This is a genomic window from Bradyrhizobium daqingense (assembly GCF_021044685.1).
GTDB lineage: Bacteria > Pseudomonadota > Alphaproteobacteria > Rhizobiales > Xanthobacteraceae > Bradyrhizobium > Bradyrhizobium daqingense.
The window spans coordinates 875,149-899,573 of record NZ_CP088014.1 but is presented as its reverse complement, the minus strand read 5'-3'; the positions used below and the strand labels follow the sequence as shown (position 1 = coordinate 899,573).

At 64.6% G+C, this 24,425-nt stretch carries 21 protein-coding genes; 11 read left to right on the top strand and 10 right to left on the bottom strand.

The features are described from left to right. Positions 1 to 96: 96 nt before the first annotated feature. The 6 genes from LPJ38_RS04120 (at position 97) to LPJ38_RS04095 (ending at position 7,135) form a co-directional block, all read left to right on the top strand. Positions 97 to 1,791, top strand: a complete 1,695-nt coding sequence (locus LPJ38_RS04120; RefSeq protein WP_167520343.1) for a type I secretion system permease/ATPase — start codon at positions 97 to 99, stop codon at positions 1,789 to 1,791. Then, entirely contained in the window at positions 1,788 to 3,152 is a 1,365-nt protein-coding gene (locus LPJ38_RS04115) for an HlyD family type I secretion periplasmic adaptor subunit (RefSeq protein ID WP_231088572.1), read from the top strand. Before LPJ38_RS04120 ends, LPJ38_RS04115 begins: the two co-directional genes overlap by 4 nt. Positions 3,153 to 3,197: 45 nt before the next feature. After that, complete coding sequence (locus tag LPJ38_RS04110; protein ID WP_145630427.1) at positions 3,198 to 4,391, top strand: helix-turn-helix transcriptional regulator; 1,194 nt, start codon at positions 3,198 to 3,200, stop codon at positions 4,389 to 4,391. Positions 4,392 to 4,400: 9 nt separating this feature from the next. Then, the gene (locus LPJ38_RS04105; protein WP_231088571.1) at positions 4,401 to 5,477 is read left to right on the top strand and encodes a M23 family metallopeptidase; all 1,077 of its coding nucleotides are present in this window, start codon (positions 4,401 to 4,403) and stop codon (positions 5,475 to 5,477) included. Between the two features lie 137 nt (positions 5,478 to 5,614). After that, positions 5,615 to 6,430, top strand: coding sequence for a 4-hydroxy-tetrahydrodipicolinate reductase (dapB, locus tag LPJ38_RS04100; RefSeq protein WP_145630428.1), 816 nt, complete (start codon positions 5,615 to 5,617; stop codon positions 6,428 to 6,430). Positions 6,431 to 6,511: 81 nt separating this feature from the next. Further along, a complete protein-coding gene (locus LPJ38_RS04095; RefSeq protein WP_145630429.1) occupies positions 6,512 to 7,135 on the top strand; it encodes a 2,3-bisphosphoglycerate-dependent phosphoglycerate mutase in 624 nt (207 codons plus the stop codon). 122 nt (positions 7,136 to 7,257) lie between these two features. Here the strand turns inward: LPJ38_RS04095 and LPJ38_RS04090 are convergent, their stop codons facing one another. Then, complete coding sequence (locus LPJ38_RS04090; protein ID WP_145630430.1) at positions 7,258 to 8,154, bottom strand: methylated-DNA--[protein]-cysteine S-methyltransferase; 897 nt, start codon at positions 8,152 to 8,154, stop codon at positions 7,258 to 7,260. 56 nt (positions 8,155 to 8,210) lie between these two features. Beyond that, complete coding sequence (locus LPJ38_RS04085) at positions 8,211 to 8,744, bottom strand: DUF2244 domain-containing protein (protein WP_145630431.1); 534 nt, start codon at positions 8,742 to 8,744, stop codon at positions 8,211 to 8,213. 22 nt (positions 8,745 to 8,766) lie between these two features. Here LPJ38_RS04085 and nth point away from each other — a divergent pair, with 22 nt between their 5' ends. Genes nth through LPJ38_RS04070 form a run of 3 tightly spaced genes read left to right on the top strand, consistent with a single transcriptional unit; the run spans position 8,767 to position 12,302 of the window. Then, positions 8,767 to 9,519 carry an endonuclease III gene (gene nth / locus LPJ38_RS04080; RefSeq protein ID WP_167520344.1) on the top strand — a complete coding sequence of 251 codons (753 nt, stop codon included), beginning with the start codon at positions 8,767 to 8,769 and terminating at the stop codon, positions 9,517 to 9,519. 31 nt (positions 9,520 to 9,550) lie between these two features. Continuing rightward, complete coding sequence (locus LPJ38_RS04075; RefSeq protein ID WP_145630432.1) at positions 9,551 to 10,687, top strand: HlyD family secretion protein; 1,137 nt, start codon at positions 9,551 to 9,553, stop codon at positions 10,685 to 10,687. Next, complete coding sequence (locus LPJ38_RS04070) at positions 10,674 to 12,302, top strand: MFS transporter (RefSeq protein ID WP_145630433.1); 1,629 nt, start codon at positions 10,674 to 10,676, stop codon at positions 12,300 to 12,302. Before LPJ38_RS04075 ends, LPJ38_RS04070 begins: the two co-directional genes overlap by 14 nt. 6 nt (positions 12,303 to 12,308) lie before the next feature. Here the strand turns inward: LPJ38_RS04070 and LPJ38_RS04065 are convergent, their stop codons facing one another. From LPJ38_RS04065 to LPJ38_RS04055, 3 genes are all read right to left on the bottom strand, one after another. After that, the gene (locus LPJ38_RS04065; RefSeq protein ID WP_145630434.1) at positions 12,309 to 13,049 is read right to left on the bottom strand and encodes a sulfate transporter family protein; all 741 of its coding nucleotides are present in this window, start codon (positions 13,047 to 13,049) and stop codon (positions 12,309 to 12,311) included. Positions 13,050 to 13,274: 225 nt separating this feature from the next. Beyond that, positions 13,275 to 13,721, bottom strand: coding sequence for a nickel-responsive transcriptional regulator NikR (nikR, locus tag LPJ38_RS04060; RefSeq protein ID WP_145630435.1), 447 nt, complete (start codon positions 13,719 to 13,721; stop codon positions 13,275 to 13,277). Positions 13,722 to 13,778: 57 nt separating this feature from the next. Then, positions 13,779 to 16,241 (bottom strand): heavy metal translocating P-type ATPase, encoded by a 2,463-nt coding sequence (locus LPJ38_RS04055; RefSeq protein ID WP_145630436.1) that lies wholly within the window; start codon positions 16,239 to 16,241, stop codon positions 13,779 to 13,781. A gap of 53 nt (positions 16,242 to 16,294) precedes the next feature. On the opposite strand from LPJ38_RS04055, the gene LPJ38_RS04050 reads away from it, so the two are divergent. Then, positions 16,295 to 16,570 (top strand): metal-sensitive transcriptional regulator, encoded by a 276-nt coding sequence (locus tag LPJ38_RS04050; RefSeq protein ID WP_145630437.1) that lies wholly within the window; start codon positions 16,295 to 16,297, stop codon positions 16,568 to 16,570. A gap of 307 nt (positions 16,571 to 16,877) precedes the next feature. On the opposite strand, the gene LPJ38_RS04045 is transcribed toward LPJ38_RS04050, so the two are convergent. Continuing rightward, on the bottom strand, positions 16,878 to 17,855 hold the full coding sequence (locus LPJ38_RS04045; RefSeq protein WP_145630438.1) for a YiiX/YebB-like N1pC/P60 family cysteine hydrolase: 978 nt from the start codon (positions 17,853 to 17,855) through the stop codon (positions 16,878 to 16,880). Positions 17,856 to 18,047: 192 nt separating this feature from the next. On the opposite strand from LPJ38_RS04045, the gene LPJ38_RS04040 reads away from it, so the two are divergent. After that, positions 18,048 to 19,436, top strand: coding sequence for a flavin monoamine oxidase family protein (locus LPJ38_RS04040; RefSeq protein ID WP_145630439.1), 1,389 nt, complete (start codon positions 18,048 to 18,050; stop codon positions 19,434 to 19,436). A gap of 48 nt (positions 19,437 to 19,484) precedes the next feature. Here the strand turns inward: LPJ38_RS04040 and LPJ38_RS04035 are convergent, their stop codons facing one another. The 4 genes from LPJ38_RS04035 to pheS form a co-directional block, all read right to left on the bottom strand. Next, entirely contained in the window at positions 19,485 to 20,255 is a 771-nt protein-coding gene (locus tag LPJ38_RS04035; protein ID WP_145630440.1) for a sulfite exporter TauE/SafE family protein, read from the bottom strand. A gap of 16 nt (positions 20,256 to 20,271) precedes the next feature. Continuing rightward, positions 20,272 to 22,680 (bottom strand): phenylalanine--tRNA ligase subunit beta, encoded by a 2,409-nt coding sequence (pheT, locus tag LPJ38_RS04030; RefSeq protein ID WP_145630441.1) that lies wholly within the window; start codon positions 22,678 to 22,680, stop codon positions 20,272 to 20,274. Continuing rightward, positions 22,677 to 23,123, bottom strand: a complete 447-nt coding sequence (locus LPJ38_RS04025) for an endonuclease domain-containing protein (protein WP_208750513.1) — start codon at positions 23,121 to 23,123, stop codon at positions 22,677 to 22,679. Before LPJ38_RS04025 ends, pheT begins: the two co-directional genes overlap by 4 nt. 215 nt (positions 23,124 to 23,338) lie before the next feature. Further along, on the bottom strand, positions 23,339 to 24,421 hold the full coding sequence (gene pheS, locus LPJ38_RS04020) for a phenylalanine--tRNA ligase subunit alpha (protein WP_145630442.1): 1,083 nt from the start codon (positions 24,419 to 24,421) through the stop codon (positions 23,339 to 23,341). Positions 24,422 to 24,425: the final 4 nt, after the last annotated feature.

Sequence of the window (24,425 nt, the reverse complement as noted above, 5' to 3'; positions counted from 1 at the left end):
GTAAATTGCCTGCCGGTCATGTACTTGCGTCCGCCTGAAAGCCCAGCGGCTGGTAAGAGATCGCTGCTCGGATTGATTCCGGGGCGGTCCGCAGTCGTGTGGGTCTTCGCCTTCAGCGTCTCGGTGAACCTGCTGCTTCTGGTCGTCCCCCTCTATTCGATCGAGGTGTTCGACCGGGTGATTAGCAGCGGCAGCGTCGAAACGCTCGTCGGCCTTACGATGATCGCTGCAGCGGCTCTCGGCTTCAGCGCCGCATTCGATGTCCTGCGTAGCCGCCTCCTCAGTCGGTTCGCGGTCGGGTTCGAGCGGTGTGTCGCTCCAATTGTCCTCGAAGGCACTATCGTGGACGCGGCAAGTCGCGGCGATGGAGGGACGCACGATCTCGTCAAGGTTCGGGAGCTAAGGACATTTCTGTCAAGCGGTACCGTTACAACGCTGATCGACGCGCCTTTTCTGCCTGCCTTCATTCTCGTTCTATTCTTTCTCCACGTCTGGTATGGCGCCATCGCTTTGGTCGGGACGGCGATCCTGCTGGTGATGGGAATCATCAGCCGGTGGATCGCGCGCGTCGAAACCGCCGAGGCGTCGGGAGCCGCCCTGCGGACGCAGGCCGCACTGGACGGGATCGTCCGGCATGCCAGCCTCGTGCGCGCGATGGGGTGGACCCTCGGCGCAGTTCGTGAGTTCATGCGGCTCAACGATCAAGCACTGTCGCCCGTTGTCAGGGCGAGTGAACGTGTCTATGCGATTGGCGCTGCCGCGCGCATGGTCAGGATGATCCTGCAGATTGCCGCGATCGGAGCCGGCGCTTGGCTGGTACTGCAAAATGAGGTGTTGTCGGGCAGCCTGATTGCGAGTTCACTTCTGGTCGCGCGAACTCTCCAACCCATGGAAAGCTTGATCTCGGCCTGGCGCGCGCTCGCCTCCGCGCAGGAGGCCTGGACCCAGGTCCAGGCCGTAGCGGTGCCAGTGTTGGCGCGAAAGAGAAAGACCTTGCTCCCGGTACCGTCCGGCAGGCTGGTCGTTGAGCGCGTGGCCTACCGGCCTGCCGGAGCCAAACGCCCCATTCTCGCGGGCATAAACTTCGAGTGCCGCCCCTCGCAGATTGTCGTTGTCATAGGCCCGACGGGGGCCGGGAAATCGACCCTGCTCCGGCTGCTGGCGGCCCTTGAGCTGCCGAGCAGCGGCACGATACGGCTGGACCATGCCGCCCTCCATAACTGGGACGCCGATCAGCTCGGTAGGTTCGTCGGATATCTTCCCCAAGACGTGCAGCTCGTTGGCGGTACCGTAGCTGAGGCGATCGCCGGATTCGACGAACGCGCGCGCGATGAAGACATCACCGCGGCGGCGATGCTTGCACAAGCGCACGACATGATCCTCTCACTGCAATCTGGCTATCAGACCGAGATCGGCCGCGACGGCAACAAGCTTTCAGGGGGGCAGCGGCAGCGGATTGGCCTTGCGCGAGCGTTCTACGGCGATCGCAAGTTGTTGCTGCTGGACGAACCAAATGCCAATCTTGACCCAGATGGAGAGGAAGCGCTCTGCTCTGCGGCTTTGCAAGTCAGGGCGCGCGGCGCAACGTTGGTCATCGTGACGCACAGGCCTCGCCTCCTGACCATCGCGGATGCGGTATTGCTGCTGAGAGACGGTATGCAACTCGCCTTTGGACCCCCCAGCAAAGTCCTGCCTCTCCGTCCATCCGCCGTCACACCGCTATCGAAGCCGGCCGACGCCCCCCGTGAAGTAGAGTCCCGCGTGCATAGGGCCGGAGGAGCAAGTCGATGACATCGCCGGGCCATGATCGCAACATCGTCATTTCACGCCATGTGGTGACCGGCGATCGATGGGCAACGACCAGCGAACCAAGCTCCGATATGCGGCGCATCGTGGCGTGGGGGTGTGTGTTGCTCGTCTTGCAGTTCTGTTGTATCGGCGTTTGGGCGACTACGGTTCCGCTCCGCAGCGCTGTCGTGGCGTCCGGCTTCACCAAAGTGCATTCGAAGCGCAAAGCCGTGCAGCACCTCGAGGGAGGTATCATAAAGTCGATCTTGGTCAGGGAGAATGACCGTGTCCAAGCTGGTCAAGTCATTGCGCGGCTCGATACCACGCAGATCGAGGCGATGCTCGGTTCGTTCGAGGCGAAATTGTTCGCGGACCTTGCGATGGAAGCGCGATTGGCCGCCGAACGAGCGGGCGAGAAGGAAATACAATTCCCCGCTGAACTGCGGACGAGTTCTGCCGCGGCCGCGGGCATAGCCGTACTAACCCAGCGGGCGGAGTTTGCAGCGCGGTCGACGGCGATCGACGGTGAGCGAAAACAAATCGATCAGCAGATGCTGCAATCGGAAGAAACCATTCGCGGCCTGGAGGGCGACACGAAGGGGGCGGAGCAGCAACTTGCCCTTCTGAACGAAGAGATCGCGGATACGAGTTCCTTGCTCGCCAAGGGGCTCGCGCGCAAGCCGCGGCTATTGGCTCTTCAACGTAGCCAGGCTGAAACGAAGGGCCAGATCGCCCGCAATGCAGCATCAATCTCGCAGGCACGAACGAAGATCGCGGAGTTGGACGATAGGCGTCGACAGTTGGAGCTGGACCAGCAGCGGGACATTGCTAAGCAGTTACACGCCACCAGCTCAGAGGTTGGAGAGCTTCGACATCGAATTGCCGCGTTGCGCGATCAGCTTGTTCGGTCGGAACTGCGTGCACCGGAAAGTGGGAAGGTCGTCGGCCTCAACAGCAGGGGTCTCAGTGCCGTGCTTGCGCCCAGGGAAACTCTACTGGAAATCGTGCCTCTTGAAGATCGGCTTGTCATCGAGGCAACGCTGAAGCCGACGGATCGGCAAGAGGTTTACGCCGGACAGACCGCACGCGTGCGCGTCCTCGCATTGAACATCCGGCGAATACCGATGCTGGAGGCGAAGATCGTTGCAGTTGCCGCGGACGCCTTGAATGACCCCAAAACGGGCGTCGCCTCCTACATGGCCGAGCTCGAGTTAGGTACCACCACGCAGACAGCATATTACCTTTCGTCACTATTGCCTGGAATGCCCGTCGAGGTGTTCGTCGAGACGGGAGAAAGAACCTTTGCGGAGTATTTACTGCAGCCTATGGTGCTGCGGATCCACCGCGCTTTCAGGGAGAGTTAGGCTGCTGGCGCAAAGCCAACGGCTTCTATATTGCGGGAGGAGCGCTTGCACGAGAATGGCAAGGTACTGCCCCACTGGCAGAATGGAGGCGATTTCTACCCTACGGAGAGCGCATGCTCGACGATCGATGCTGAGGATCTGGCAGAACAATCCGTAAATCTAGCCGACCAGAGCATCGTCCAGCGGGCAATGGAGTACTTTGGTTGGAGAATTGCAGAGCTCCTCGAATGCCGCAGCTGCTATGTTGCGGCGGCAGTGCGTCGGAACTCCGGCCAGCAACTGCTTCAAGCGCGGATCGGGCAGGCGACCATCGATCCTTCGTGCACGGCTATGGTGACACGAATTGCTCGCAAGGGCGCTAGCACAGGCTGTACGTTACTCGAACCCGTCCATACGCGGACGACTTTCGTGCGAAAGCTGATCGGACCGGAACCGGTCGTGGAAGGTCATTCTGTAATAGGAAGGTTTACCGCTGGAGACGGCGTGACCGTGGTCTTTATCGCGGGATGGCATTCAACGGGTCTTACTCGGGCCGAGATTCCATGCTTGGGGCGTGCAATACGGGCGATTTGGAGCATGGCCCACGACCTCGCACGGGTGCAGCAACGCCAAGACGATGCGGCGACCTGGCTTGGAGTTTTGGCGTTTCCTGCCCTCATCGTTGACGCAGATCTTCAAGTTCACGAAATCAACAGCAGCGCGCAATCGCTGATCGCCAGAGGCGACCTCCTCAAGGCGAATGGTAACAGAGTGGCGGGGCGGAGCAGTTCGGTAACGATCGCCTTGAGAGCTGCGATCCACGAATCGTTGAGCTCGCGGGCCGATCGGGAATGGCTGGATACGACCGTACCGCTCTCGACTGAGCGCGAGCGGTTTGCCTTCGCCAGGATCGGAGCTGCACCGCCGCCTTGTGATACAGAAAAAGCGCTCGTCATCGTGCCGCAATTCGATGAGGTATCGGGAGCGCGCCGCATCGCCGCGGCTTTCGGCTTGAGCTTCGCGGAAGAACGGATTGTCACTCGAATACTTCAAGGTAAGTGTCCGCGAAAGATCGGTGCTGACCTCCGGCTGACCGAAGCGACCGTGAGAACCTATACCAAGCGCATAATGCTCAAGTTGGGGATCAATCGCCAATCCGAGTTCTTCGTGCTTCATCATCTCACGCAGTCGCCGTTCGGCTCGGGCATGCGCGAGAAGTCGGCCCGCCGCCTTTCCTCCACTGTTCGTTTGAGCGGATAGGTGCCCTGCTTGGAGGGGCTCGATCGACGAACGTCCAAATCGATCTTCGAAGCGCTCACAATGAAATCAATCCGTCCGCTCGCGGCCACCTCTTTCCTTCTTTCGTCGGCGATCGTGGTCGTTGTGTTCGCATTCCCTGGAATTGGCCTCGCCGACCCCATTCAACTTGGTATGCCGGTCGCCTGCGAGCCCGGGCAGACCTGCTACATTCAAAATTACGTGGATCGGGACCCGTCGCCAGCGGCAAGGGACTACAAGTGTGGCACGCTGACATACGATGGGCACAACGGAACCGACTTTCGACTCCCCTCACTGCAGGCGCAACGGGCCGGCGTTGATGTTCTCGCGTCCGCAAGCGGGCGGGTGTCGCGAACTCGGGAGAATCTGCCGGACGGAGCGTTTCAGAAAGCCGAGCGCGAGGCTGTTCGTGATGTCGAATGTGGCAATGGCGTCTTGATCGAACACGACGACCATTGGCAAACGCAGTATTGCCATTTGGCAAGTGGTAGTCTTCGCGTGAAGTCCGGCGACTCCGTCACGCGAGGGCAGCCGCTCGGCCGAGTAGGCCTATCGGGTTTGACCGAATATCCTCACCTCCACTTCACGGTTCGGCACAACGGGTCGATCATAGATCCTTTCGCCTTTGGCTCGAGCCCGGATTCCTGCGGGGGAGGAGAGATGCTCTGGGATGCCGCACTACAGGCGCGGCTTCGCTATCAAGAACGCACCGTTCTGAACGCCGGGTTCGCCACTGCCCCCGTGACGATGGAATTCATCGAGGATGGACGAACGAACGCTGAATTGCCTTCGGCGACCTCGGCAGCAATGGTCGCCTTTGTCCGCACCATCGGTTTGAAATCGGGCGACCTTCAGCGACTTGTCCTCAGCAGTCCCGGCGGCAAGGTGATTGCCGAGAACAACGCTGCGCCCGTCGAGAGCAACAAGGCGCAAGCCTTCCTGTTCACGGGTCGGAAGCGCCCCGCCAATGGCTGGGATCTGGGCACCTACAAAGCGGAATATACGGTCGAGCAAGCCGGCCAAATCGTGCTGAGAGAGCGCTGGGAACTCCCGGTTCAACCGCATTGAGCTGATGTTGTCTTGGGCCGCGAGAGCCCGCAATTGCTATGCGCGCGTGCCAAACCCCTCGTCCGCGCACCTCCGACAGTTCCATCAGTTGCCCAAACGGCCCCCGACCGGTAATAGGGCATTGAAAGGATCACACCATGTCGGACATGCGCTTGATTGTTGCTGGGGCCGGCGGCCGGATGGGCCGCGCGCTGGTGCGGGCAATTGCCGAGAGCAAAGGCGCGGTGCTGGCGGGTGCGCTGGAGGCGCCGGGCTCGGAGCTGCTCGGCAAGGATGCCGGCGTGCTCGCGGGCCTGCCGGCCAACGGCATCAAGCTCTCAGCCGATCTCTGGGCGATGTCGAAGGAGGCCGACGGCATTCTCGACTTCACCGTGCCCGCGGCGACCATCGCCAATGTCGCGATCGCCGCCGAGCGCGGCATCGTGCATGTCGTCGGCACGACCGGGCTGTCGGGCTCCGACAATGCCGTGATCAAGAGCGTCACCAACCGCGCCATCGTGGTGCAATCCGGCAATATGAGCCTCGGCGTCAATCTGCTTGCCGCGGTGGTCAAGCGCGTTGCCAAGGCGCTCGACCCGACTTTCGACATCGAGATCGTCGAGACCCATCACCGCATGAAGGTCGACGCACCCTCCGGCACGGCGCTGATGCTCGGCCAGGCGGCGGCGGCCGGCCGCGGCGTCACGCTCGATGATCATTCCGAGCGTGGTCGTGACGGCATCACCGGCGCGCGTCGGCCGGGCAACATCGGCTTTGCCTCCTTGCGCGGCGGCACGGTGGCAGGCGATCACAGCGTCACCTTCCTCGGCCCGTTCGAGCGGCTGACGCTGTCGCATCAGGCCGAGGACCGCATGCTGTTCGCCCATGGCGCGCTGAAGGCGGCGCTGTGGGCGCATGGCAAGAAGCCGGGACACTACTCCATGGCCGACGTGCTCGGCCTGTCTGACATCTGAACCAGAGCATGATCCGGAAAAGTGTGAAGCGGTTTTCCGATCAGATCATGCTCAAACGACAACGGTAACGGAAAGCAGTTGATGAGCGAACGTCTTCTCGTGCTCGTGCGCCACGGCCAGAGCGAATGGAATCTGAAGAACCTGTTCACGGGCTGGAAGGACCCCGATCTCACCGAGCTCGGCGTCAAGGAAGCCACCGAAGCCGGCCGCAAGTTGAAGGCGCAGGGACTCGAGTTCGACGTTGCCTTCACTTCCGTTCTGACGCGCGCGCAGCATACGCTCGACCTCATCCTCGGCGAGCTCGGCCAGGAGGGCCTGCCGACCTCGAAGGACCTCGCGCTGAACGAGCGCGACTATGGCGATCTCTCCGGTCTCAACAAGGATGACGCCCGCAAGAAATGGGGCGAGGACCAGGTGCTGATCTGGCGCCGCTCCTACGACGTGCCGCCGCCCGGCGGCGAAAGTCTGAAGGATACGCTTGCGCGCGCGCTGCCGTACTACGTGCAGGAGATCCTGCCCGGCGTGCTCAACGGCAAGCGCACCCTGGTCGCCGCCCACGGCAACTCGCTGCGCGCACTGATCATGGTGCTGGAAAAGCTCTCGCCGGAGGGCATCTTGAAGCGCGAGCTCGCGACCGGCGTGCCGATCATCTACCGCCTCAATGCGGATTCGACGGTGGCCTCGAAGCTGGATCTGGCGGGTTAGGCTTTCGCCACGAGCACGTTGCCGTAGGGTGGGCAAAGCGCAGCGTGCCCACCGTGCGTCTGCGATTCAGAAGGATGGTGGGCACGGCGCTGTGCGCCTTTGCCCACCCTACGACACTGCAGCTACTGCATCCCCAGCCGCCCGGCTTCCCAGCCCAGCATCGCCTGCTTGCGGGTGATGCCCCAGTGATAGCCGGTGAGCGTGCCACTCTTGCCGAGTGCGCGGTGACAGGGGACCACGAACGAGACCGGGTTCTTGCCGACCGCCGCTCCGACGGCGCGTGAGGCCTTCGGGCTATTGATGTTGCAGGCGATGTCGGAATAGGACACCGCGCGGCCCATCGGAATCCTCAGCAGCGTCTCCCACACCCGCACTTCGAAATCGGTGCCGATCAGGACCACGCGCAGCGGCTGGTCGGGCCGCCACAGCTTTGGGTCGAAGACGCGCGCGGCGAGCGGCGCGGTGCCTTCGTGATCTTCGACATAGGTCGCGTTCGGCCAGCGCCGCGTCATGTCGGCGAGCGCGATCTTCTCCTCGCCATGATCGGCGAAGGCCAGGCCCGATAGGCCGCGGTCGGTGGCGATCACGATCGCGGTGCCGAACGGCGAGGGATGGAAGCCGTAGCGCAGCGTCAAACCGGCGCCGCCGTTCTTCCATTCGCCCGGCGACATCGCCTCGTGGGTGACGAAGAGATCGTGCAGGCGGCCGGGACCCGACAGGCCGGAGTCGAGCGCGGCATCGAGGATGCTGGCGGAATCTCGCAGCAGCCCCTTGGCGTGATCCAGGGTGAGCGCCTGCATAAACGCCTTCGGCGTGATCGAGGCCCAGCGGCGGAACAGATGGTGCAACTCATCCGGCGTGACGCCGGCCGCATCCGCCATCGCCTCGATGGTCGGCTGCGCGCGCCAGTTCTCCGAGATGAACGCGATCGCCCGGCGCACGGAATCGTAATCGCGCAGGGCGGCGTTCTGGGGGCCCGGCTTGGCCAGGCGCTGGTCATGTATCGCGAGTGTCATCATGGCGGGAAATGTAGGCCTGCCCCGGGAGCGAAACCACCCGATTTCCGATCCGGCGATCAGGTCACCGGATTGTAGGTCGGGCCGCGCCTAGCGGCATTCAGGGCCTCAACCAAGCCTTTGTAAAAACTTGCTTTTTCTTCCGGTCCCAGGAAGCGTGCGATCTGGATCTGGTGGCCGCGCGAGATCAGGTAGAGATGCTCGATGCCGAAGTCCTCGTCGATCTCCATGTCGAGCCGGACCCAGAGCGGATTGAACGTCCATTCGGCGACCTGGCCGCGATGGCTGACGCGGCGCACGCGCAATTCGGAAGAGGTCACCACGATCTCCTCGCGGGCCCGCGCGGCGCGGAAATTGGCCTTGAAGGCCCACCAGATCACGAGAACGTCGAGGCCGAAGAAGAAGAGCACCGGCCACGCGCCCATCATCAGGAACACCAGGCCCGTGACGAAGCTGACGACGCTGACGAACAGCATCACGGCGAGGAAGCCGGTGCGGTTCAGCGAGCGATGCGGCGTCAGCAGCGCGGAGAAGATCTGCTCATCGCGGGGGTCTGCAGAAGCGCTGCGCTCAATTTCGTTGCCTGTGCTCATCGTCCCTCAGTATATCCCGATCATGGCGAAAATCACCCGCAAGCCGGCGCCGCGCAAAGCGGCCGTGCCGAAGAAAAAGGCAAAAGCGGTCGTCGCGAAGCCGAATGCCCCGGCCAAAAAATCGCTCAAGGCGACAAGGCGTTGGACTCCCGCCGAGGTCCACGAGGCCTTCAGCCGTTTCCACAAGGCCAATCCGGAACCGAAGGGCGAGCTCGAGCACGTCAATCCGTTCACGCTGCTGGTTGCCGTGGTGCTGTCGGCGCAGGCGACCGATGCCGGCGTCAACAAGGCGACGCGCGCGTTGTTCGAGGTCGCCGATACGCCGCGGAAGATGCTCGATCTCGGCGAGGAGCGCCTGCGTGAGTACATCAAGACCATCGGGCTCTATCGCACCAAGGCGAGGAACGTGATCGCACTATCTGCCAAGGTGCTGAATGATTTCGGCGGCGAGGTGCCGCGCACGCGCGCCGAGATCGAATCGCTGCCGGGTGCGGGCCGCAAGACGGCGAATGTCGTGCTCAACATGGCCTTCGGCGAGCACACGATGGCGGTGGACACGCACGTCTTCCGCGTCGGCAACCGCACCGCCCTTGCGCCGGGCAAGACACCACTCGAGGTCGAACTTGGTCTCGAAAAGGTGATCCCGGCCGAGTTCATGCTGCATGCCCATCATTGGTTGATCCTGCACGGCCGCTATACTTGCCTCGCACGCAAGCCGCGCTGTGAGGTCTGCCTGATCAACGATCTCTGCCGGTGGCCGGAGAAGACCGTGTGAGATCGTGGCGAGTCCGCTTTGGGGTGAAGTCGTGAGTCAACAAGAACAAGTTCCGTCGTCATCCGTCCCCACATCGCAGGCTCCGCCGCCCAGACCCACCCAGCGCCCGGCCCCTTCGCTCTGGAGCCGGCTCGCGATCCCGCTGTTCGCGGTAATCGTGGCGCTCGGCTTCGTCGCGCTGGCGACGCTGCGCTTCGACGAATGGGTCGGCAATGCCGCGATCCAGACCACCAATGACGCCTATGTCCGCGCCGAGCTGACTCGGCTGTCGAGCCGCGTCGCGGGTGAGGTGCTCAAGGTAGGCGTCACCGATTTCCAGCGCATCAAGGCCGGCGATCTCCTGATCCAGATCGACCCCGCCGATTACGAAGCGCAAGTTGCGGCTGCCGACGCCGCTGTGGCCGCTGCGCAAGCCGCGCTCGACAATCTCGCCAACCAGATCGAGCTGCAATACGCAACCATCGCGCAGGCACAGGCCGCGCGGTTGTCGGCCGAAGCCATGGAGGTCGAGGCCAGGCAGGAGCAGGAACGTCAGCAGTCGTTGTCGCAGACCGAATCCGGCACGCGGCAGCGGCTCGAGCAGGCGGTTGCCGCCTACGCCAAGGCGCAGGCCGACGTGCGCGCCAGCCGCGCCGTGATCGCCGCGCAACAGCACCAGCTCGAAGTGCTGCAAGGCAACAGGAAGCAGCGCGCCGCCGACGTCGAGGCGGCCAAGGCAACGCTGGCGAGCGCGAAGCTGAAGCTTGGATATACCAAGATATCAGCGCCGTTCGACGGCGTCGTCGGCGAGCGCCAGGTGCAGCCCGGGGACTACGTCAATATCGGCACCAATCTCATCAACGTGGTGCCGTTGCCGAAAGTGTATGTGATCGCGAACTACAAGGAGACCCAGCTCACGCATGTCGCACCGGGCCAGCCGGTCGAGATCAGCGTCGACAGTTTCCCGCGCGAGACGCTGCGCGGCCGGGTCGAGCGCATCGCGCCGGCGACCGGCGCGCAGGTGGCGCTGCTGCCGCCGGACAACGCGACCGGCAACTTTACCAAGGTGGTGCAGCGCATTCCTGTGCGGATCCAGTTCGACGAGGATCAGCCGCTGCTGGCGCGGCTGGTGCCGGGCATGTCGGTCGTCACCCGCATCGATACGAAGGCTGCGAATGGCGGAAAATGACGACGCCGATCGCGGGCCGCTTTCGCGCGGCGGCGTCGCGCCACGGCCGCTCTTTGCCGTGGCGGCGGTGCTGCTCGGCTCGTTCCTCGCCAATTTCGACAGCCGCCTGACCACGGTCGGTCTCCCCGACCTGCGCGGCGCGTTCTCGCTCTCCTTCGACGAGGGCGCCTGGCTCTCTACCGCCGGCATCGGCTCGCAGATCTTCATCGCGCCTGCGGTGGCCTGGCTCGCCACCGTGTTCGGCCTGCGCCGCGTGCTCGGCATCCCCAGCCTCGTCTATGCCGCCGTCTCGTTCATCATCCCGTTCGTGTCCGACTATACGACGCTGCTCGCGCTCAGCGTCGTGCATGGCCTCCTGCTCGGCACCTTCGTGCCGGCGACCTTGATGATCGTGTTCCGCAATCTGCCGATCCGCTGGTGGCTGCCGGCGATCTCGATCTATGCGATCCGTGTCGGCTTCGCCCTGGACAGCTCGACCTCGCTGGTCGGCTTCTATGTCGACCATCTCGGCTGGCAATGGCTGTACTGGCAGGGCGTGGTGATCGCGCCGCTGATGGGCCTGATGGTCTATCTCGGCACGCCGCACGAGCCGGTGAACCGCGCGCTGCTGCGCGAGGCCGATTGGGGCGGCATGCTGCTGCTTGGCGCCTCCGTCGCGATGATCTATGCCGGGCTCGACCAGGGCAACCGGCTGGACTGGTTCGGCTCCGGCACGGTGATGGCGCTGCTCGCCAGCGGCGCGGCGGTGTTCGTCGCCTTCCTCGTCAACGAGTCCCTGGTCAGGCAACCTTGGGCACATGTCAGCGTACTGTTCTCGCGCAATATCGGCTTGGGCCTGGTGCTGATCCTGCTCTACACGCTGACCAGCCTGTCCAATGCCTCGCTGGTGCCGAACTTCCTGGCTACCATTGGCTTGCTGAGGCCGGAGCAGAGCGGCATGCTGCTGCTCACCTATGGCGCCCTGCCGATGTTCGTGCTGGTGCCGGTCTCGATCTGGTTGCTCAGGCACTTCGATACGCGCACGGTGCTGGTGGTGGGATTCGCCTCATTCGCCGCGGCCAATCTCTGGGGCACGCAGCTCACCCACCTCTGGGCGCGCGAGGATTTCATCGGCATCGTGCTGTTGCAGTCGATCGGACAATCGCTGACCTTGCTGCCACTGATCATCACGCTGCTGTCCAACTCCGATCCGAGCCGCGCGACGTCCTTTGCCGCCTATATCCAGATCATGCGGCTCGGCGGCGCCGAGATCGGCGTCGCGTTGATGGGAACGTGGCTGCGCGTGCGCGAGCAGGTCCACTCTTTCTATCTCGGTCAGAACCTCAGCATCGGCGATGCCGATGTGGTGCAGCGACTGAAGCAGCTCGCCGACCATTTCGCCGCCCAGGGCACGGGATCGGCGCAGGCGCGCGCTGTCGGCACGCTCGCGGGAGTCGTCCAGCGCGAGGCCAATGTGCTCGCCTATATCGACGGCTTCTGGCTGTGCTTCTGGCTGGCGATGGCCGCGCTCGGTGTCCTCGCGTTCGTCACCCGCGCCCCGACGGGCCCGTTCACGCCGGCCCCGTTCGGCTTCGCGAGGATGCTCCTGCGCAAATGCGGGGTGACAGCGACGTAAGCACCGTCACCTCATCTGCCGCGCCGGCTCGATCAGCTCGGGGCGCGGGCCCGACAGGCGCTTGTGCATGTGGACCATGAAACCCATGGCGAATATCGGCGTCGCCAGATTGAGGACCGGGATCGAGACGAAGGCTGCAATGAACAGGCCGGCCGTGAAGATCGTCGCGGCGTTGTCGCGCCGCATCGCCTTGGCTTCCGCCGGTGGGCGGAAGCGCATCGCGGCGAGCTCGAAGTATTCGCGGCCAAGCAGCCAAGCCGCGGCGATGAAGAAGATCAGGAAACCGGCGCCGGCGAACAGCACCAGCGGCAGCGCGATCAGATAGATCAGGATCGTCAGCAGCGCGGTCTTGACGCCCTCGAAGATCGCCTGGCTGAACGGCAGCGCCACGCCGGGCCGCTCGGCGGGATAATGCTCGCGCTCGACGATGTCGGCGACATCATCGACGAACAGGCTCGCCACCAGCGAGGTGATCGCGGGCATCAGGAAGACGCCGCCGAACACCACGCCGAGGCCCGCCGTGATCGAGACGATCCAGGAGAGGACCTCGATCGACGAATGCCAGCCCGGTCCGAGCAGGCCCTCCAGCCAGACCCCACCGGAGGTCGCAAACCAGCTGAGCAGCCGCTGCAGGCCGATCGCCAGCGCGATGATCAGCACCAGCGCCAGCCCGATCGATCGCCACAGGATCGAGCGCATCGGCGGCGAGATCATTTGCGACAGCGCCTTGATGGCGGCATCCAGCATGGGGGCACCTCTCAGGTCAACACTTCGCGAGAGGTAGAGATGCATAGCGGTTTCGGCAAGGCAGACTTTCCTACCTGCGGCTTAACGCGGCTCGTGTCCCGGAGGCAGCGCGGCATGAAATGACGCGCTGCTGAGCCGGGACCCACGCGCTTGCGGTGAGATGGGCCCCGGCTCTGCGGCGCAACGCTGAAGGAGCGCTGCGCCGCGTCCGGGGCAAGATACCGTTTACTCATGCCTGTGCCCGTGCTTGCGTCCCTTCGCCGGCTTGCCGTCCCCCGTCGGGATCATCACCACGCGGCCGTAGCGCACGCCGCGTTCGGCGATGATGTGGTCGGCAAAATGCTTGACCTCGGAGGCGTCGCCGCGCAGCGCCGTCATCTCCATGCAATTGTTGTCATCGAGATGGACATGCAGGGTCGCCAGCGCGAGGTCGTGATGGCCGTGAAATTCCTGCACCAGGCGTTTCGACAGATCGCGCGCGGCATGGTCGTAGACATAGACGAGCCCGGCGACGCATTGGCCGGTCTGCGCGGTGTCCTCCGTGCTCTGCTGCAGGCCGGAGCGGGCGAGATCGCGAATGATTTCGGAGCGATTCTGATAGCCGCGTGCTTCGGCTGCGGCATCGATCTCTGCCAGGAGATCGTCCTCGATCGTGATCGTTATCCGCTGCATCAGGTCCTCTCCGTGCGTGCCGCCGAAAGGACCAGTTTTACACGGTATTCGCGGTGCTCACAGCTGCGTCGTGCGCAGCCGTAACGCATTCCCGACCACGCTCACCGAGGACAGCGCCATCGCCGCGGCCGCGATGATGGGGGAGAGCAGCAGGCCGAAGGCCGGATAGAGGACGCCTGCCGCGATCGGAATGCCGGCGGCGTTGTAGATGAAGGCGAAGAACAGGTTCTGGCGGATGTTGCTCATGGTCGCCTGCGACAGTTTTCGCGCCCGCACGATGCCGGTGAGATCGCCCTTGAGCAGGGTTACGCCGGCGCTCTCCATCGCCACGTCCGTGCCGGTGCCCATGGCGATGCCGACCTCGGCCGCCGCCAGCGCGGGGGCGTCGTTGACACCGTCGCCGGCCATCGCGACGCTGCGGCCGGCCTTTTGCAGCCTGGTCACCACCGCGCTCTTCTGGTCGGGCAGCACCTCGGCTTCGACCTCGGCGATGCCGAGCCGGCGCGCCACGGCCTCGGCGGTTGTGCGGTTGTCGCCGGTCAGCATGATCACCTTGATGCCCTCTGCCGCAAGTGCCTTCAGCGCCTCCGGCGTCGAGGCCTTGACCGGATCAGCGATCGCGAACAGGCCCGCGAGCCGACCGTCGACCGCCATGTTGATCACCGTGGCGCCATCGCCGCGCAGGCGCTCGGCCTCGGTGTCGAGCGGCTTGGTGTCGATGCCGATCGATGTCAGATATCTGGCATTGCCAAGTACGATGGTCTTGCCCTCGACCTTGCCCGTCGCCCCCTTGCCGGTCGGCGAATCGAACTGCTCGACCTGAGCGAGCGTGAGCTGCTTCTCCTTGGCCGCGCGCACGATGGCGTCGGCCAGCGGATGCTCGCTGGCGCGCTCGACGCTTGCCGCCATGCGGAGGATGTCGTCTTCCGCGAAGCCGGCGGCCGGAACGATCGAGACCACCTTGGGCTTGCCCTCGGTCAGCGTGCCGGTCTTGTCGACCACCAGCGTGTCGATCTTCTCCATGCGCTCCAGTGCCTCGGCGTTCTTGATCAGCACGCCGGCTTGCGCACCGCGGCCGACGCCGACCATGATCGACATCGGGGTGGCCAAGCCCAGCGCGCAGGGGCAGGCGATGATCAGCACGCTCACCGCAGCGACCAGACCGAAGGCCAGGCGCGGCTCCGGTCCGAACCAGGCCCAGGCCGCAAAGGCGGCGATCGCGACGACGATTACGGCGGGCACGAACCAGCCGGCGACCTGGTCGGCGAGCCGCTGGATCGGCGCGCGGGAGCGCTGCGCGTCCGCGACCATCTGCACGATCTGCGCCAGCAGCGTCTCGCGTCCGACCTTGTCGGCACGCATGATGAAGCTGCCGGACTGATTCAGCGTGCCCGCGATGACTTTTGCGCCGCTCTCCTTGGTAACAGGCATGGATTCGCCGGTGACCAGGGATTCATCGAGCGAGGAGCGTCCCTCCAGGATGATGCCGTCGACCGGCACCTTCTCGCCGGGACGAACGCGCAAGGAATCGCCGGCATGGAGCGTATCGATCTCGACCTCGTGCTCGTTGCCGTCAGCATCGAGGCGGCGCGCGGTCTTCGGCGCCAGCTGCAGCAGCGCCTTGATCGCGCCCGAGGTCGCGTCGCGCGCGCGCAGCTCCAGCACCTGGCCGAGCAACACCAGCACGGTGATGACGGCGGCCGCCTCGAAATAGACTGCGACCGCGCCGCCATGGCCGCGGAAATTGTCCGGGAATATCTGCGGCGCGACGGCGCCGAGGACGCTGTAGACATAGGCCACGCCCGTGCCCATGGCGATGAGCGTGAACATGTTGAGGTTGCGCGTCAGCAGCGATTGCCAGCCGCGCACGAAGAACGGCCAGCCGGCCCACAGCACCACCGGCGTTGCGAACGCGAACTGGATCCAGTTCGACAGCGTCGGATCGATCCAATTGTGGGGACCTGCGAGATGGCCGCCCATCTCCAGCACTACAGCCGGCAACGCCAGCACGCCGCCGATCCAGAACCGCCGCGTCATGTCGGCGAGCTCAGGATTGGGCCCGGTTTCCAGGCTCGCCACTTCCGGCTCGAGCGCCATGCCGCAGATCGGGCAGCTCCCCGGGCCGACCTGACGGATCTCGGGATGCATCGGGCAGGTGTAGATCGTGCCCGCGGGCATCTCGGGCGGGGGCGCCTTTTCCTTGGCGAGATATTTTGCGGGGTCGGCGGCGAACTTGGTGCGGCACCCGGCCGAGCAGAAATGGAACGTCTCGCCGTGATGCGTGAGGTGATGCTTCGAGGTCGCAGGGTCGACCGTCATGCCGCAGACGGGATCCTTCACCTTGGTTTCAGCATCATCATGGTCATGCGCGTGATGATGGGCGTGGCCGGAATGATCGCCATGTCCGCCGCAGCACGAGGAGGCCGCGGGCTTGGCCGCTGGGGGCGCTGCCTTCGCGGAACAGCCGCACCTGGAATGCGTTTCCGCCCCGTGATGATGCCCGTTTTCTTCGCTGTTCATTTGCGACGCTCCGGCCTCTTGCAACCTATACCCGGTAGGGGTATATAGACGCCATGCGCAACGACATCAAGGCGTCAGTCGGAAAACGTCTCGGCCGGATCGAGGGCCAGGTTCGCGGCCTCTCGAAAATGGTGGAGGAAGACCGCTATTGCATCGACATCGTTACGCAGATCTCGGCGGTGCGCGCCGCGCTGCGCCGGGTCGAGGAGGAGGTCCTGAAGGACCACGTCGCCCATTGCGTCGAGCACGCCATCGCCAGCGGCGACAAGGCCGATCAACGCGAGAAGATCGCGGAGCTCATGGCGGTGATCGGGCGGGCGGAAAGGTAACGCGCTCTCTCCGCCGTCATTGCGAGGAGCTCTTGCGACGAAGCAATCCAGACTGCCACCGCGGTAACAGGTCTGGATTGCTTCGCGGAGCCTGTCATCGGGCCGCGCTTCGCGCGGATCCGTTGGATCGCAATGACAGTTGTGGTGACGAGAGTCGCACCCCACTCTCAGCTGTCGTCCCTGCGAACGCAGGGACCCATAACCACAGGGAGATGTTTGGCGACGGCTGGTCGTTCGGGACTTCTACCGCAGGCAATCGATGGATCACGCGGTAGGGGTCCCTGCGTTCGCAGGGACGACACGGTGCTTATGCCGCGATCTCGCAAGTATCGCCACGGCGGCGTGCCCGATACGTCGCGAGCTCGCTCAGCTGCACAAAATGCTCGGAGAAAGTCGCGTCTATTTCCGCGTGGCGCGGACTCACTTCTTCAGCCGGAATCGTAGCCGACGCCTCCTCGTCAATCGCTTCAGGAACAACCGGCGGCGCACGGAGCGTTTCTGGAAACACACTGAAAGTGCCCGCTACCTCCTCGAGCGGCTTTTGCATGTCGGCCCAGTGCAAGGCCGTGTAGTCGAAGCCGTGCACGATGGTGGGTTTGACGACTTCGAAATAGGGCGAGATGTCGAAGTCGCGGGGCATGTAGAGCGAGGAATCGCGGATGTGCAGGATCTCGCGGCGGGCGGCGCGGCTTCCGGCCTTGGTGATCTTCGGCAGGATCGGATAGCGCACGGCATCGAACGCCTGCGCGATCAAGGCCGAGCAGATGATCTTGGTCGGATCGCCTGACCCGAGCGCGATCATGCGCCGCCGCCAGCGCTGCGGGATCGGCATCGGGAACAGGTAGCGCATGAGGTCGACGATGTTCTTGGTGTCGTAGCCGAAGCCGATGCGGTTGATCGCATAGCGGCACACCGTGGTGCGGTCTTCATAGGACAGCCCGACAGGGCGGCAGAGGCGGGTGTGATAGGGGAAGTATTTCGACAGCGGCGCAGAGGTGACGCCCTCGCCGATATTGGCCTCGATCAGCACGTGCGGCTCGCCGTCCGCCTCTTCCGCACCCTCGATCGGACCGACATAGAGCGCCGCGTGCGACCAGGTCGACTGGGTCAGATATTTGATGATGCCGGAGATGCGGTTGTTGCCCTCGACCAGTAGCACGTCGCCGGCCTCGATGACGCCGCGCAGGTGCTCCGGGTCGCTCGGCGTGAACGGCTCGTAGCCCGGCACCTCCTTCGAGAGGTACGCGGCAATCAGCTTGCCGACTGAGTCCAGGACCGTCCCCATTACACACTCCCCCCACGACCTTTTCCGGTCGTCTTTTTCCCTTCTCTATCATGGTCGAAACGTGTTGCAATTCGGTTCATCACTCTGTGAGATCAAGCACGATTGATTCACCATGATGGTTGCTGCGCAACATCAGATACGGCAAGGTTCTCTGGCTGTTCCCGTCCGCCGCAAGTCCCCGGAAACCATGACATGACAATCACGCGCCGCGGTTTCCTCTCGGCGTCGGCGGCCCTTGCCGCGGTGCCGGTCCTGCGCGCGACCGCCGCGCCCCTGCCGCGCGAGGCTGACATCGTCGTGATCGGCGCCGGGGCTGCGGGAATTGCCGCAGCGCGGCGCATCATGGCGGCGGGCCGCAAGGTCGTGGTGGTCGAAGCCGCCGGTGAGATCGGTGGGCGCTGCATCACGGACAGCAGGACCTTCGACGTGCCGTTCGACCGCGGTGCACGCTGGATGCACAATCCCGAGACCAATCCGATGATCCGCCTGGCGCGCAGCGCGGGTCTCGACGTGCTGCCGGCCCCCTCGGGCCAGAAGATGCGCATCGGCCGCCGCAATGCGCGTGCCGGCGAGACCGAGGAATTCCTGGCCGCTTTGGTCCGGGCCAACCGCGCCATCGACGAGGCCGCGCGCGGCAAGCTGGATACGTCCTGCGCCTCGGTGCTGCCGAAGGATCTCGGTGACTGGGCCGGCGCGACTGAATTCATGCTGGGCGCGGGCTTTGCCGGCAAGGATCTGAAGGAGCTGTCGGCAATCGACAAGGCCCGCGCGCAGGACCGCACCGGCGCGATCGCGTGCCGCCAGGGTCTGGGGACCCTGATCGCAAAACTCGGCGAGCAGGCGCCGGTGGCGCTGGCGACACCGGCGAGCCGGATCGTCTGGAGCAATCGCGACGTCGCTGTAGAGACGCTCAGCGGCAAGATCGTCGCCCGCGCCGCCATCGTCACGGTTTCCACCAACGTGTTGATGTCGGGCGCCATCAAGTTTGCGCCCGACATCCCCAAGCGCACGTTGGATGCGGCCTCGAAGCTCAGCCTCGGCAGCTACGATCATATCGTGCTGCAATTGCCGCGCAATCCGCTCGGGCTTGCGCGCGACGACATTCTCATCGAGCAGAGCAGTTCGACGCGCACCGCGCTGATATACGCCAACATCGGCGGCTCCTCGCTGTGCTCGATCGATGTCGGGGGCTCGTTCGGCCGCGATCTCTCCGAGCAAGGCGAGAAGGCGATGGCGGCCTTCGCCAAGGAGTGGATCACGAAGCTGTTCGGCAGCGAGGCTGCGGCCGCCGTGCAGAAGACCAGCGCAACGCGCTGGAATGCCTCACCTTACGTGATGGGCGCAATGTCGGCATCCTCGCCCGGCGGCCAGCTCTCGCGAAAAATACTGACGGAACCGATCGGCAACATGTTCCTCGCTGGCGAAGCCACGCACGAGACGCTCTGGGGCACCGTCGACGGGGCCTGGGAAAGCGGCGAACGCGCCGCGGACTCAGCCTTGCGGAAGATCGGCGCGCTCAAGGACGAGCCGGCGGACGTGCCGACGCAGTCGACGAAGAAGCGGCGGGCAAGACCTCAATAGGGTAACCAAGCTGCAACGCACTCCGCCGGGACGACCCCGCGGAGAGAGTCAGCGCAACACCCCGTCCAGCACCGGCAGTCCGGTGATCACAGCTATCGCGATCAGCGCATAGCAAATACGGCGGAACATTGTCTCACTCGCTCGGCCGAACAGCGAGGCGCCGAAGGCGACGCCGAGCGCATAAACCGGGCCGACGATCAGTGACAGCGTGAGCGACTCGCGGGAGATCAGGCCCGTGGTGGCATAGCTGACCATCGAGAAGAAATCCGACGCGCCGAAGAACAGCACGATGTTGGCGCGTGCGACGATCGGGGCGATGGGACGGCCGAGCCAATAGCCGACGATCGGCGGGCCGCCGGTCTGCGCCATGCCGCTGCAAAAGCCCGAGAGGCCGCCGATGCCGACCGAGAGCCAGGCGTGGTCCTTGCCGCGGTATCGCCAGCCCGACAGCAGCAGAAGCAGCAGCGCCGCGACGAAGCAGGAGATGATCCAGCGCGTGGTGACGGGTTCGAGCACGCTGAGGAAATAGGTGCCGACGGGCACGCCGATCAGCGCGCCCAGCACGATCACGGCCGTGGCCTTGCGGTCGGCCTTGCGCCATGCGTCGGGCAGGAGCGGCGCGGCCGCGACGAAATCGATCACGAGCAGCAAGGCGGCAACCAGCCGCGGCGCCGCGATGCTGCTCGCCAGCGGCATGAAGATCAGTGCCGAGCCGAAGCCGGAGAAGCCGCGCGCGGTGCCCGAAACGAAAGCGACGGCGCAGAGCGCCATCGCAAGAGTGAGACTGACGTCCTTCGGAAGAAAGTCGGTGAGACTCATGCTCCGTTCTTCGGCGTCATGCTCGCAAGACGCCGCCGGTCTTCTTCGTGACCTCGGCCACGATCTTGGTGCCGACGGCCTCGATCTCCTGGTCCGTCAGGGTCTTCTCGCGCGGCTGGATCGTCACCGCGATCGCGATCGACTTCTTGCCGTCATCGATGCCCTTGCCCTCGTAGACGTCGAAGACGTTGACGCCGGTGATCAGCTTCTTGTCGACGCCCTGCGCGGCGCGCACGATGTCGCCCGCCTTCACCGTGCGGTCGACGATGAAGGCAAAGTCGCGCGAGACGGGCTGGAATGCCGAGAGCTCGATCAGGGGCTTGGCGCGGGTCGGCTTCCTCTTGGCCTCGGGGATGCGATCGAGGATCACCTCGAACACCATCAGCGGGCCGTCGGCGCCGAGCGCCTCCAGCGCGCGCGGATGCATCTCGCCGAAATGGCCGAGCACGTTCTGCGGGCCGATCTGGATCGTGCCGGAGCGCCCCGGATGCAGCCAGCCCGGACCGCCGGCGACGATCTGCAGCGCCTGCATCGGCGCACCGGCGGCAGCCAGCACCGCCAGCGCGTCGGCTTTGACGTCGAACAGGTCGGCCTGCGCCGAGCCGGACCAGTGCCTTCCCGGCCCTTCAGAGGAAGCAAGACCACGGCGCACGCCGCTCGCCGCCATGAACTGATCCTGCGGGCGGTCGCCTTTGAACAATTGGCCGACCTCGAACAGCACGACATCGCCAAAGCCGCGATCGGCATTGGCCTGCGCCGCCGCGATCAGGCCCGCCAAAAGGGTCGGACGCATGTCGGACAGGTCCGAGGCGATCGGATTGGCCACCTCCAGCTCGCGCTGGCCGCCGCCGAACAATTGGGCGGCAGGCTTTGCGATGAACGACCACGTCACGGCCTCGACCATTCCGCGGCTTGCGAGCGCACGCCGCGCGCGGCGGGTGCGGAGCTGCAGCGGCGTCAGCACTGGCTTGCGCGCGTCCTCGCCGCGCTCGAATGGCGTCATTGGCACCTTGTCGACCCCGAAAATGCGCACGATCTCCTCGACGATGTCGGCCTTGCCGTGCACGTCGGAGCGCCAGGACGGCACCGCGACCTTCACCACAGGACCCGGGCCCGCCATCATGAATCCGAGATGGCTCAGGATGCGCTTCATCTCGATTTGCGGCACCTCGATGCCGGACAGGCGCTTGACCTCGGTGATCGGGAATTCGATCAGGCGATCGTCACCAAAAGTTTTGCCGACAACGAATGTCTCGGACGGCGAGCCACCGCACATCTCCATCACCAGCTTGGTCGCGAGCTCCAGGCCCGGCACCATGAAGGCCGGATCGACGCCGCGCTCGAAGCGGTAGCGTGCGTCCGAATTGATGCCGAGCTTGCGGCCGGTCTGGGCGATGTTGATCTCGTTCCACAGCGCCGATTCGATCAGCACGTCGGTGGTGTCGTCGTCGCAGCCCGAAGCTTCGCCGCCCATGATGCCGGCGAGCGATTCGACGCCGTGCTCATCCGCGATCACGCAGATCGAGGGATCGAGATTGTAGGTACGACCGTCGAGCGCGAGCAGGCTCTCGCCCTCGCGGGCGCGACGCACGACGAGATTGCCCGTCACCTTCCTGGCATCGAACACGTGCAGCGGTCGCGCGCGATCGAAGGTCATGAAATTGGTGATGTCGACCAGCGCGTTGATCGGGCGCAGCCCGATCGCGGTCAGCCGCTTCTGCAGCCATTCCGGCGACGGCTTGTTCTTCACGCCACGCACGAGGCGGAGCGCGAAGCCTGGGCACAACGTGGCATCCTCGACCGTGACTTTCACCGGGCAGGGGAATTCGCCCTTGATCGGCTTGATCGTGGGATCCTTGAATTTGCCCATGTCGGCAGCGGCGAGGTCGCGCGCGATGCCGTGCACGCCGGTGCAGTCCTGCCGGTTCGGCGTCAGATTGATTTCGACCACGGGATCGCCGAGCGCGGCCCATTCGGCATAGCCGGCACCGATTGGCGCGTCCGCCGGCAATTCCATGATGCCGTCATGGTCGTTGGAGATCTGCAGCTCGGCCGCCGAGCACAGCATGCCGCGGCTCTCGACGCCGCGAATGGTGCCGACGCCCAGCGTGATGTCCTTGCCGGGAATGTAGGTGCCCGGCGGCGAGAACACGCTGACGAGGCCGGCGCGCGCATTCGGCGCGCCGCACACGACCTGCACCGGCGCGCCGCCGTCGCCGGTGTCGACCATGCAAACCCGCAAGCGATCGGCGTTGGGATGCTGCTCGGCCGAGATCACCTTCGCGATGGTGAAAGGCTTCAGCGCCTTAGCCTTGTCCTCGATGTTCTCGACCTCGAGCCCGATCATGGTGAGCTTCTCGGCGAGCTTTTCCAGCGGCTCGTCGGTGTCGAGATGATCCTTCAGCCAGGAGAGGGTGAATTTCATGGCTGCTTTTTCTCCACGGAGATGGTCGGCTCCCTCTCCCGCTTGCGGGGGAGGGCTGGGGTGGGGGCTCTCTCCGCGATGGTAGTCGCGATTGTTTCGAGAACGCCGCCACGATTCGTCATGACATCGAGATTGCTGAAGCGGAGCACCTTGAAGCCCTTGGCTTCGAGCGCGGCAGAGCGACGCGCATCCGCGCGCTCGCCTTCGTCTGAGAAATGCTGGCCGCCATCGAGCTCGATGACGAGCTTGGCTGCATGGCAGATGAAATCGGCGATGTAGCGATCAATCGGTACCTGGCGACGAAAGCTCGCGCCGTTCAACCGAGCTGCACGCAGCTCCGACCAAAGGATGCGCTCTGCATCAGTCGAGTCGCGTCTGAGCGCGCGCGCATTGGCGCGCAGCTTGGGCGATATTTTCCAGTCCGGATGCTTGGGATCGACCATTGGCAGCCCCATCGCGGAGAAACCCTCTCCCCAACCCTCCCCCGCAGGCGGGGGAGGGAGTCCGACCTGTCGAGTGAACGGCGAATACGTATCCATACGACGAACGCTACGCACGCGCTCCATCCGTTCCCTCCCCGGCTTGCCGGGGAGGGTTAGGGAGAGGGTTATCTCCTCAGCGGGAACGGTGCGAGTCTTCGAATGCCCGATCACAGCCCTCACGAGCTCAGCCCCCCCGCCAGCGTCGGCACCTCCAGCGGCTTGAAGCCGTAGTGGCTCAGCCAGCGGACGTCGCTGTCGAACAGCTGGCGTAGGTCGGCGATGCCGTATTTCAGCATGGCGATGCGGTCGATGCCCATGCCCCAGGCAAAGCCCTGGTACTCGTCGGGATCGATGCCGCAGGCGCGCAGCACGTTCGGGTGCACCATGCCGCAGCCCAGAATCTCCAGCCAGTCCTCACCCTCGCCGAAGCGGATCTCGCCCTTGTCGCGGCGGCACTGGATGTCGACTTCCAGCGACGGCTCGGTGAACGGGAAGAACGACGGGCGGAAGCGCATGTTGATGTGATCGACCTCGAAGAACGCCTTGCAGAACTCGTGCAGGATCCATTTGAGGTGGCCGAGGTGCGAGGTCTTGTCGATGACGAGGCCTTCGACCTGGTGGAATTGCGGCGTGTGGGTCGCGTCCGAATCGATGCGATAGGTGCGGCCCGGGCAGATCACGCGGATCGGCGGCTTCTGGCTCAGCATCGTGCGCACCTGCACCGGCGAGGTGTGGGTTCGCAGCAGCATGCGCGAGCCGTCCTCCTTCGGATGGAAGAAGAACGTGTCGTGCATCTCGCGCGCCGGATGACCTTCCGGGAAGTTCAGCTTGGTGAAGTTGTAATCGTCGGTCTCGATGTCGGGGCCTTCGGCGACCGAGAAGCCCATGTCGGCGAAGATCGTGGTCAGCTCGTCCCAGACCTGGCTCAGCGGATGGATGCGGCCGGCCTCCGCCGCAGCATCGCGCAGCGGCAGGGTGACGTCGACGGTCTCGGCGGCGAGCCGCGCATCGAGCGCGGCCGACTTCAGGACGTCGCGCCTTGCTGCGATCGCCCGGGTGACCTCATCCTTGGCCTGGTTGATCGCGGCGCCTTGCGTCTTGCGCTCGTCCGGCGACATCTTGCCGAGCGTTGCCAGCAAGGCCGAGATCGAGCCCTTCTTGCCGAGCGCTGCGACGCGCACGGCTTCGAGCGCGGCCTCGTCGGTGGCCGCGGCGATGTCGGCGATGATCTGGGCTTGGAGCTGGGCAAGATCGGTCATGGCA

Excerpts from the sequence above, each read along its gene's own strand:
- pheT (WP_145630441.1), bottom strand. The coding sequence starts at position 22,680 with ATGAAATTCACCCTCTCCTGGCTGAAGGATCATCTCGACACCGACGAG.
- dapB (WP_145630428.1), top strand. The coding sequence starts at position 5,615 with ATGTCGGACATGCGCTTGATTGTTGCTGGGGCCGGCGGCCGGATGGGC.
- LPJ38_RS04085 (WP_145630431.1), bottom strand. The coding sequence starts at position 8,744 with ATGAGCACAGGCAACGAAATTGAGCGCAGCGCTTCTGCAGACCCCCGC.
- LPJ38_RS04065 (WP_145630434.1), bottom strand. The coding sequence starts at position 13,049 with ATGCTGGATGCCGCCATCAAGGCGCTGTCGCAAATGATCTCGCCGCCG.
- LPJ38_RS04040 (WP_145630439.1), top strand. The coding sequence starts at position 18,048 with ATGACAATCACGCGCCGCGGTTTCCTCTCGGCGTCGGCGGCCCTTGCC.
- nth (WP_167520344.1), top strand. The coding sequence starts at position 8,767 with ATGGCGAAAATCACCCGCAAGCCGGCGCCGCGCAAAGCGGCCGTGCCG.
- LPJ38_RS04050 (WP_145630437.1), top strand. The coding sequence starts at position 16,295 with ATGCGCAACGACATCAAGGCGTCAGTCGGAAAACGTCTCGGCCGGATC.
- LPJ38_RS04095 (WP_145630429.1), top strand. The coding sequence starts at position 6,512 with ATGAGCGAACGTCTTCTCGTGCTCGTGCGCCACGGCCAGAGCGAATGG.
- LPJ38_RS04115 (WP_231088572.1), top strand. The coding sequence starts at position 1,788 with ATGACATCGCCGGGCCATGATCGCAACATCGTCATTTCACGCCATGTG.
- LPJ38_RS04045 (WP_145630438.1), bottom strand. The coding sequence starts at position 17,855 with ATGGGGACGGTCCTGGACTCAGTCGGCAAGCTGATTGCCGCGTACCTC.
- LPJ38_RS04090 (WP_145630430.1), bottom strand. The coding sequence starts at position 8,154 with ATGATGACACTCGCGATACATGACCAGCGCCTGGCCAAGCCGGGCCCC.
- LPJ38_RS04055 (WP_145630436.1), bottom strand. The coding sequence starts at position 16,241 with ATGAACAGCGAAGAAAACGGGCATCATCACGGGGCGGAAACGCATTCC.
- LPJ38_RS04025 (WP_208750513.1), bottom strand. The coding sequence starts at position 23,123 with ATGGTCGATCCCAAGCATCCGGACTGGAAAATATCGCCCAAGCTGCGC.
- LPJ38_RS04035 (WP_145630440.1), bottom strand. The coding sequence starts at position 20,255 with ATGAGTCTCACCGACTTTCTTCCGAAGGACGTCAGTCTCACTCTTGCG.
- LPJ38_RS04070 (WP_145630433.1), top strand. The coding sequence starts at position 10,674 with ATGGCGGAAAATGACGACGCCGATCGCGGGCCGCTTTCGCGCGGCGGC.
- pheS (WP_145630442.1), bottom strand. The coding sequence starts at position 24,421 with ATGACCGATCTTGCCCAGCTCCAAGCCCAGATCATCGCCGACATCGCC.
- nikR (WP_145630435.1), bottom strand. The coding sequence starts at position 13,721 with ATGCAGCGGATAACGATCACGATCGAGGACGATCTCCTGGCAGAGATC.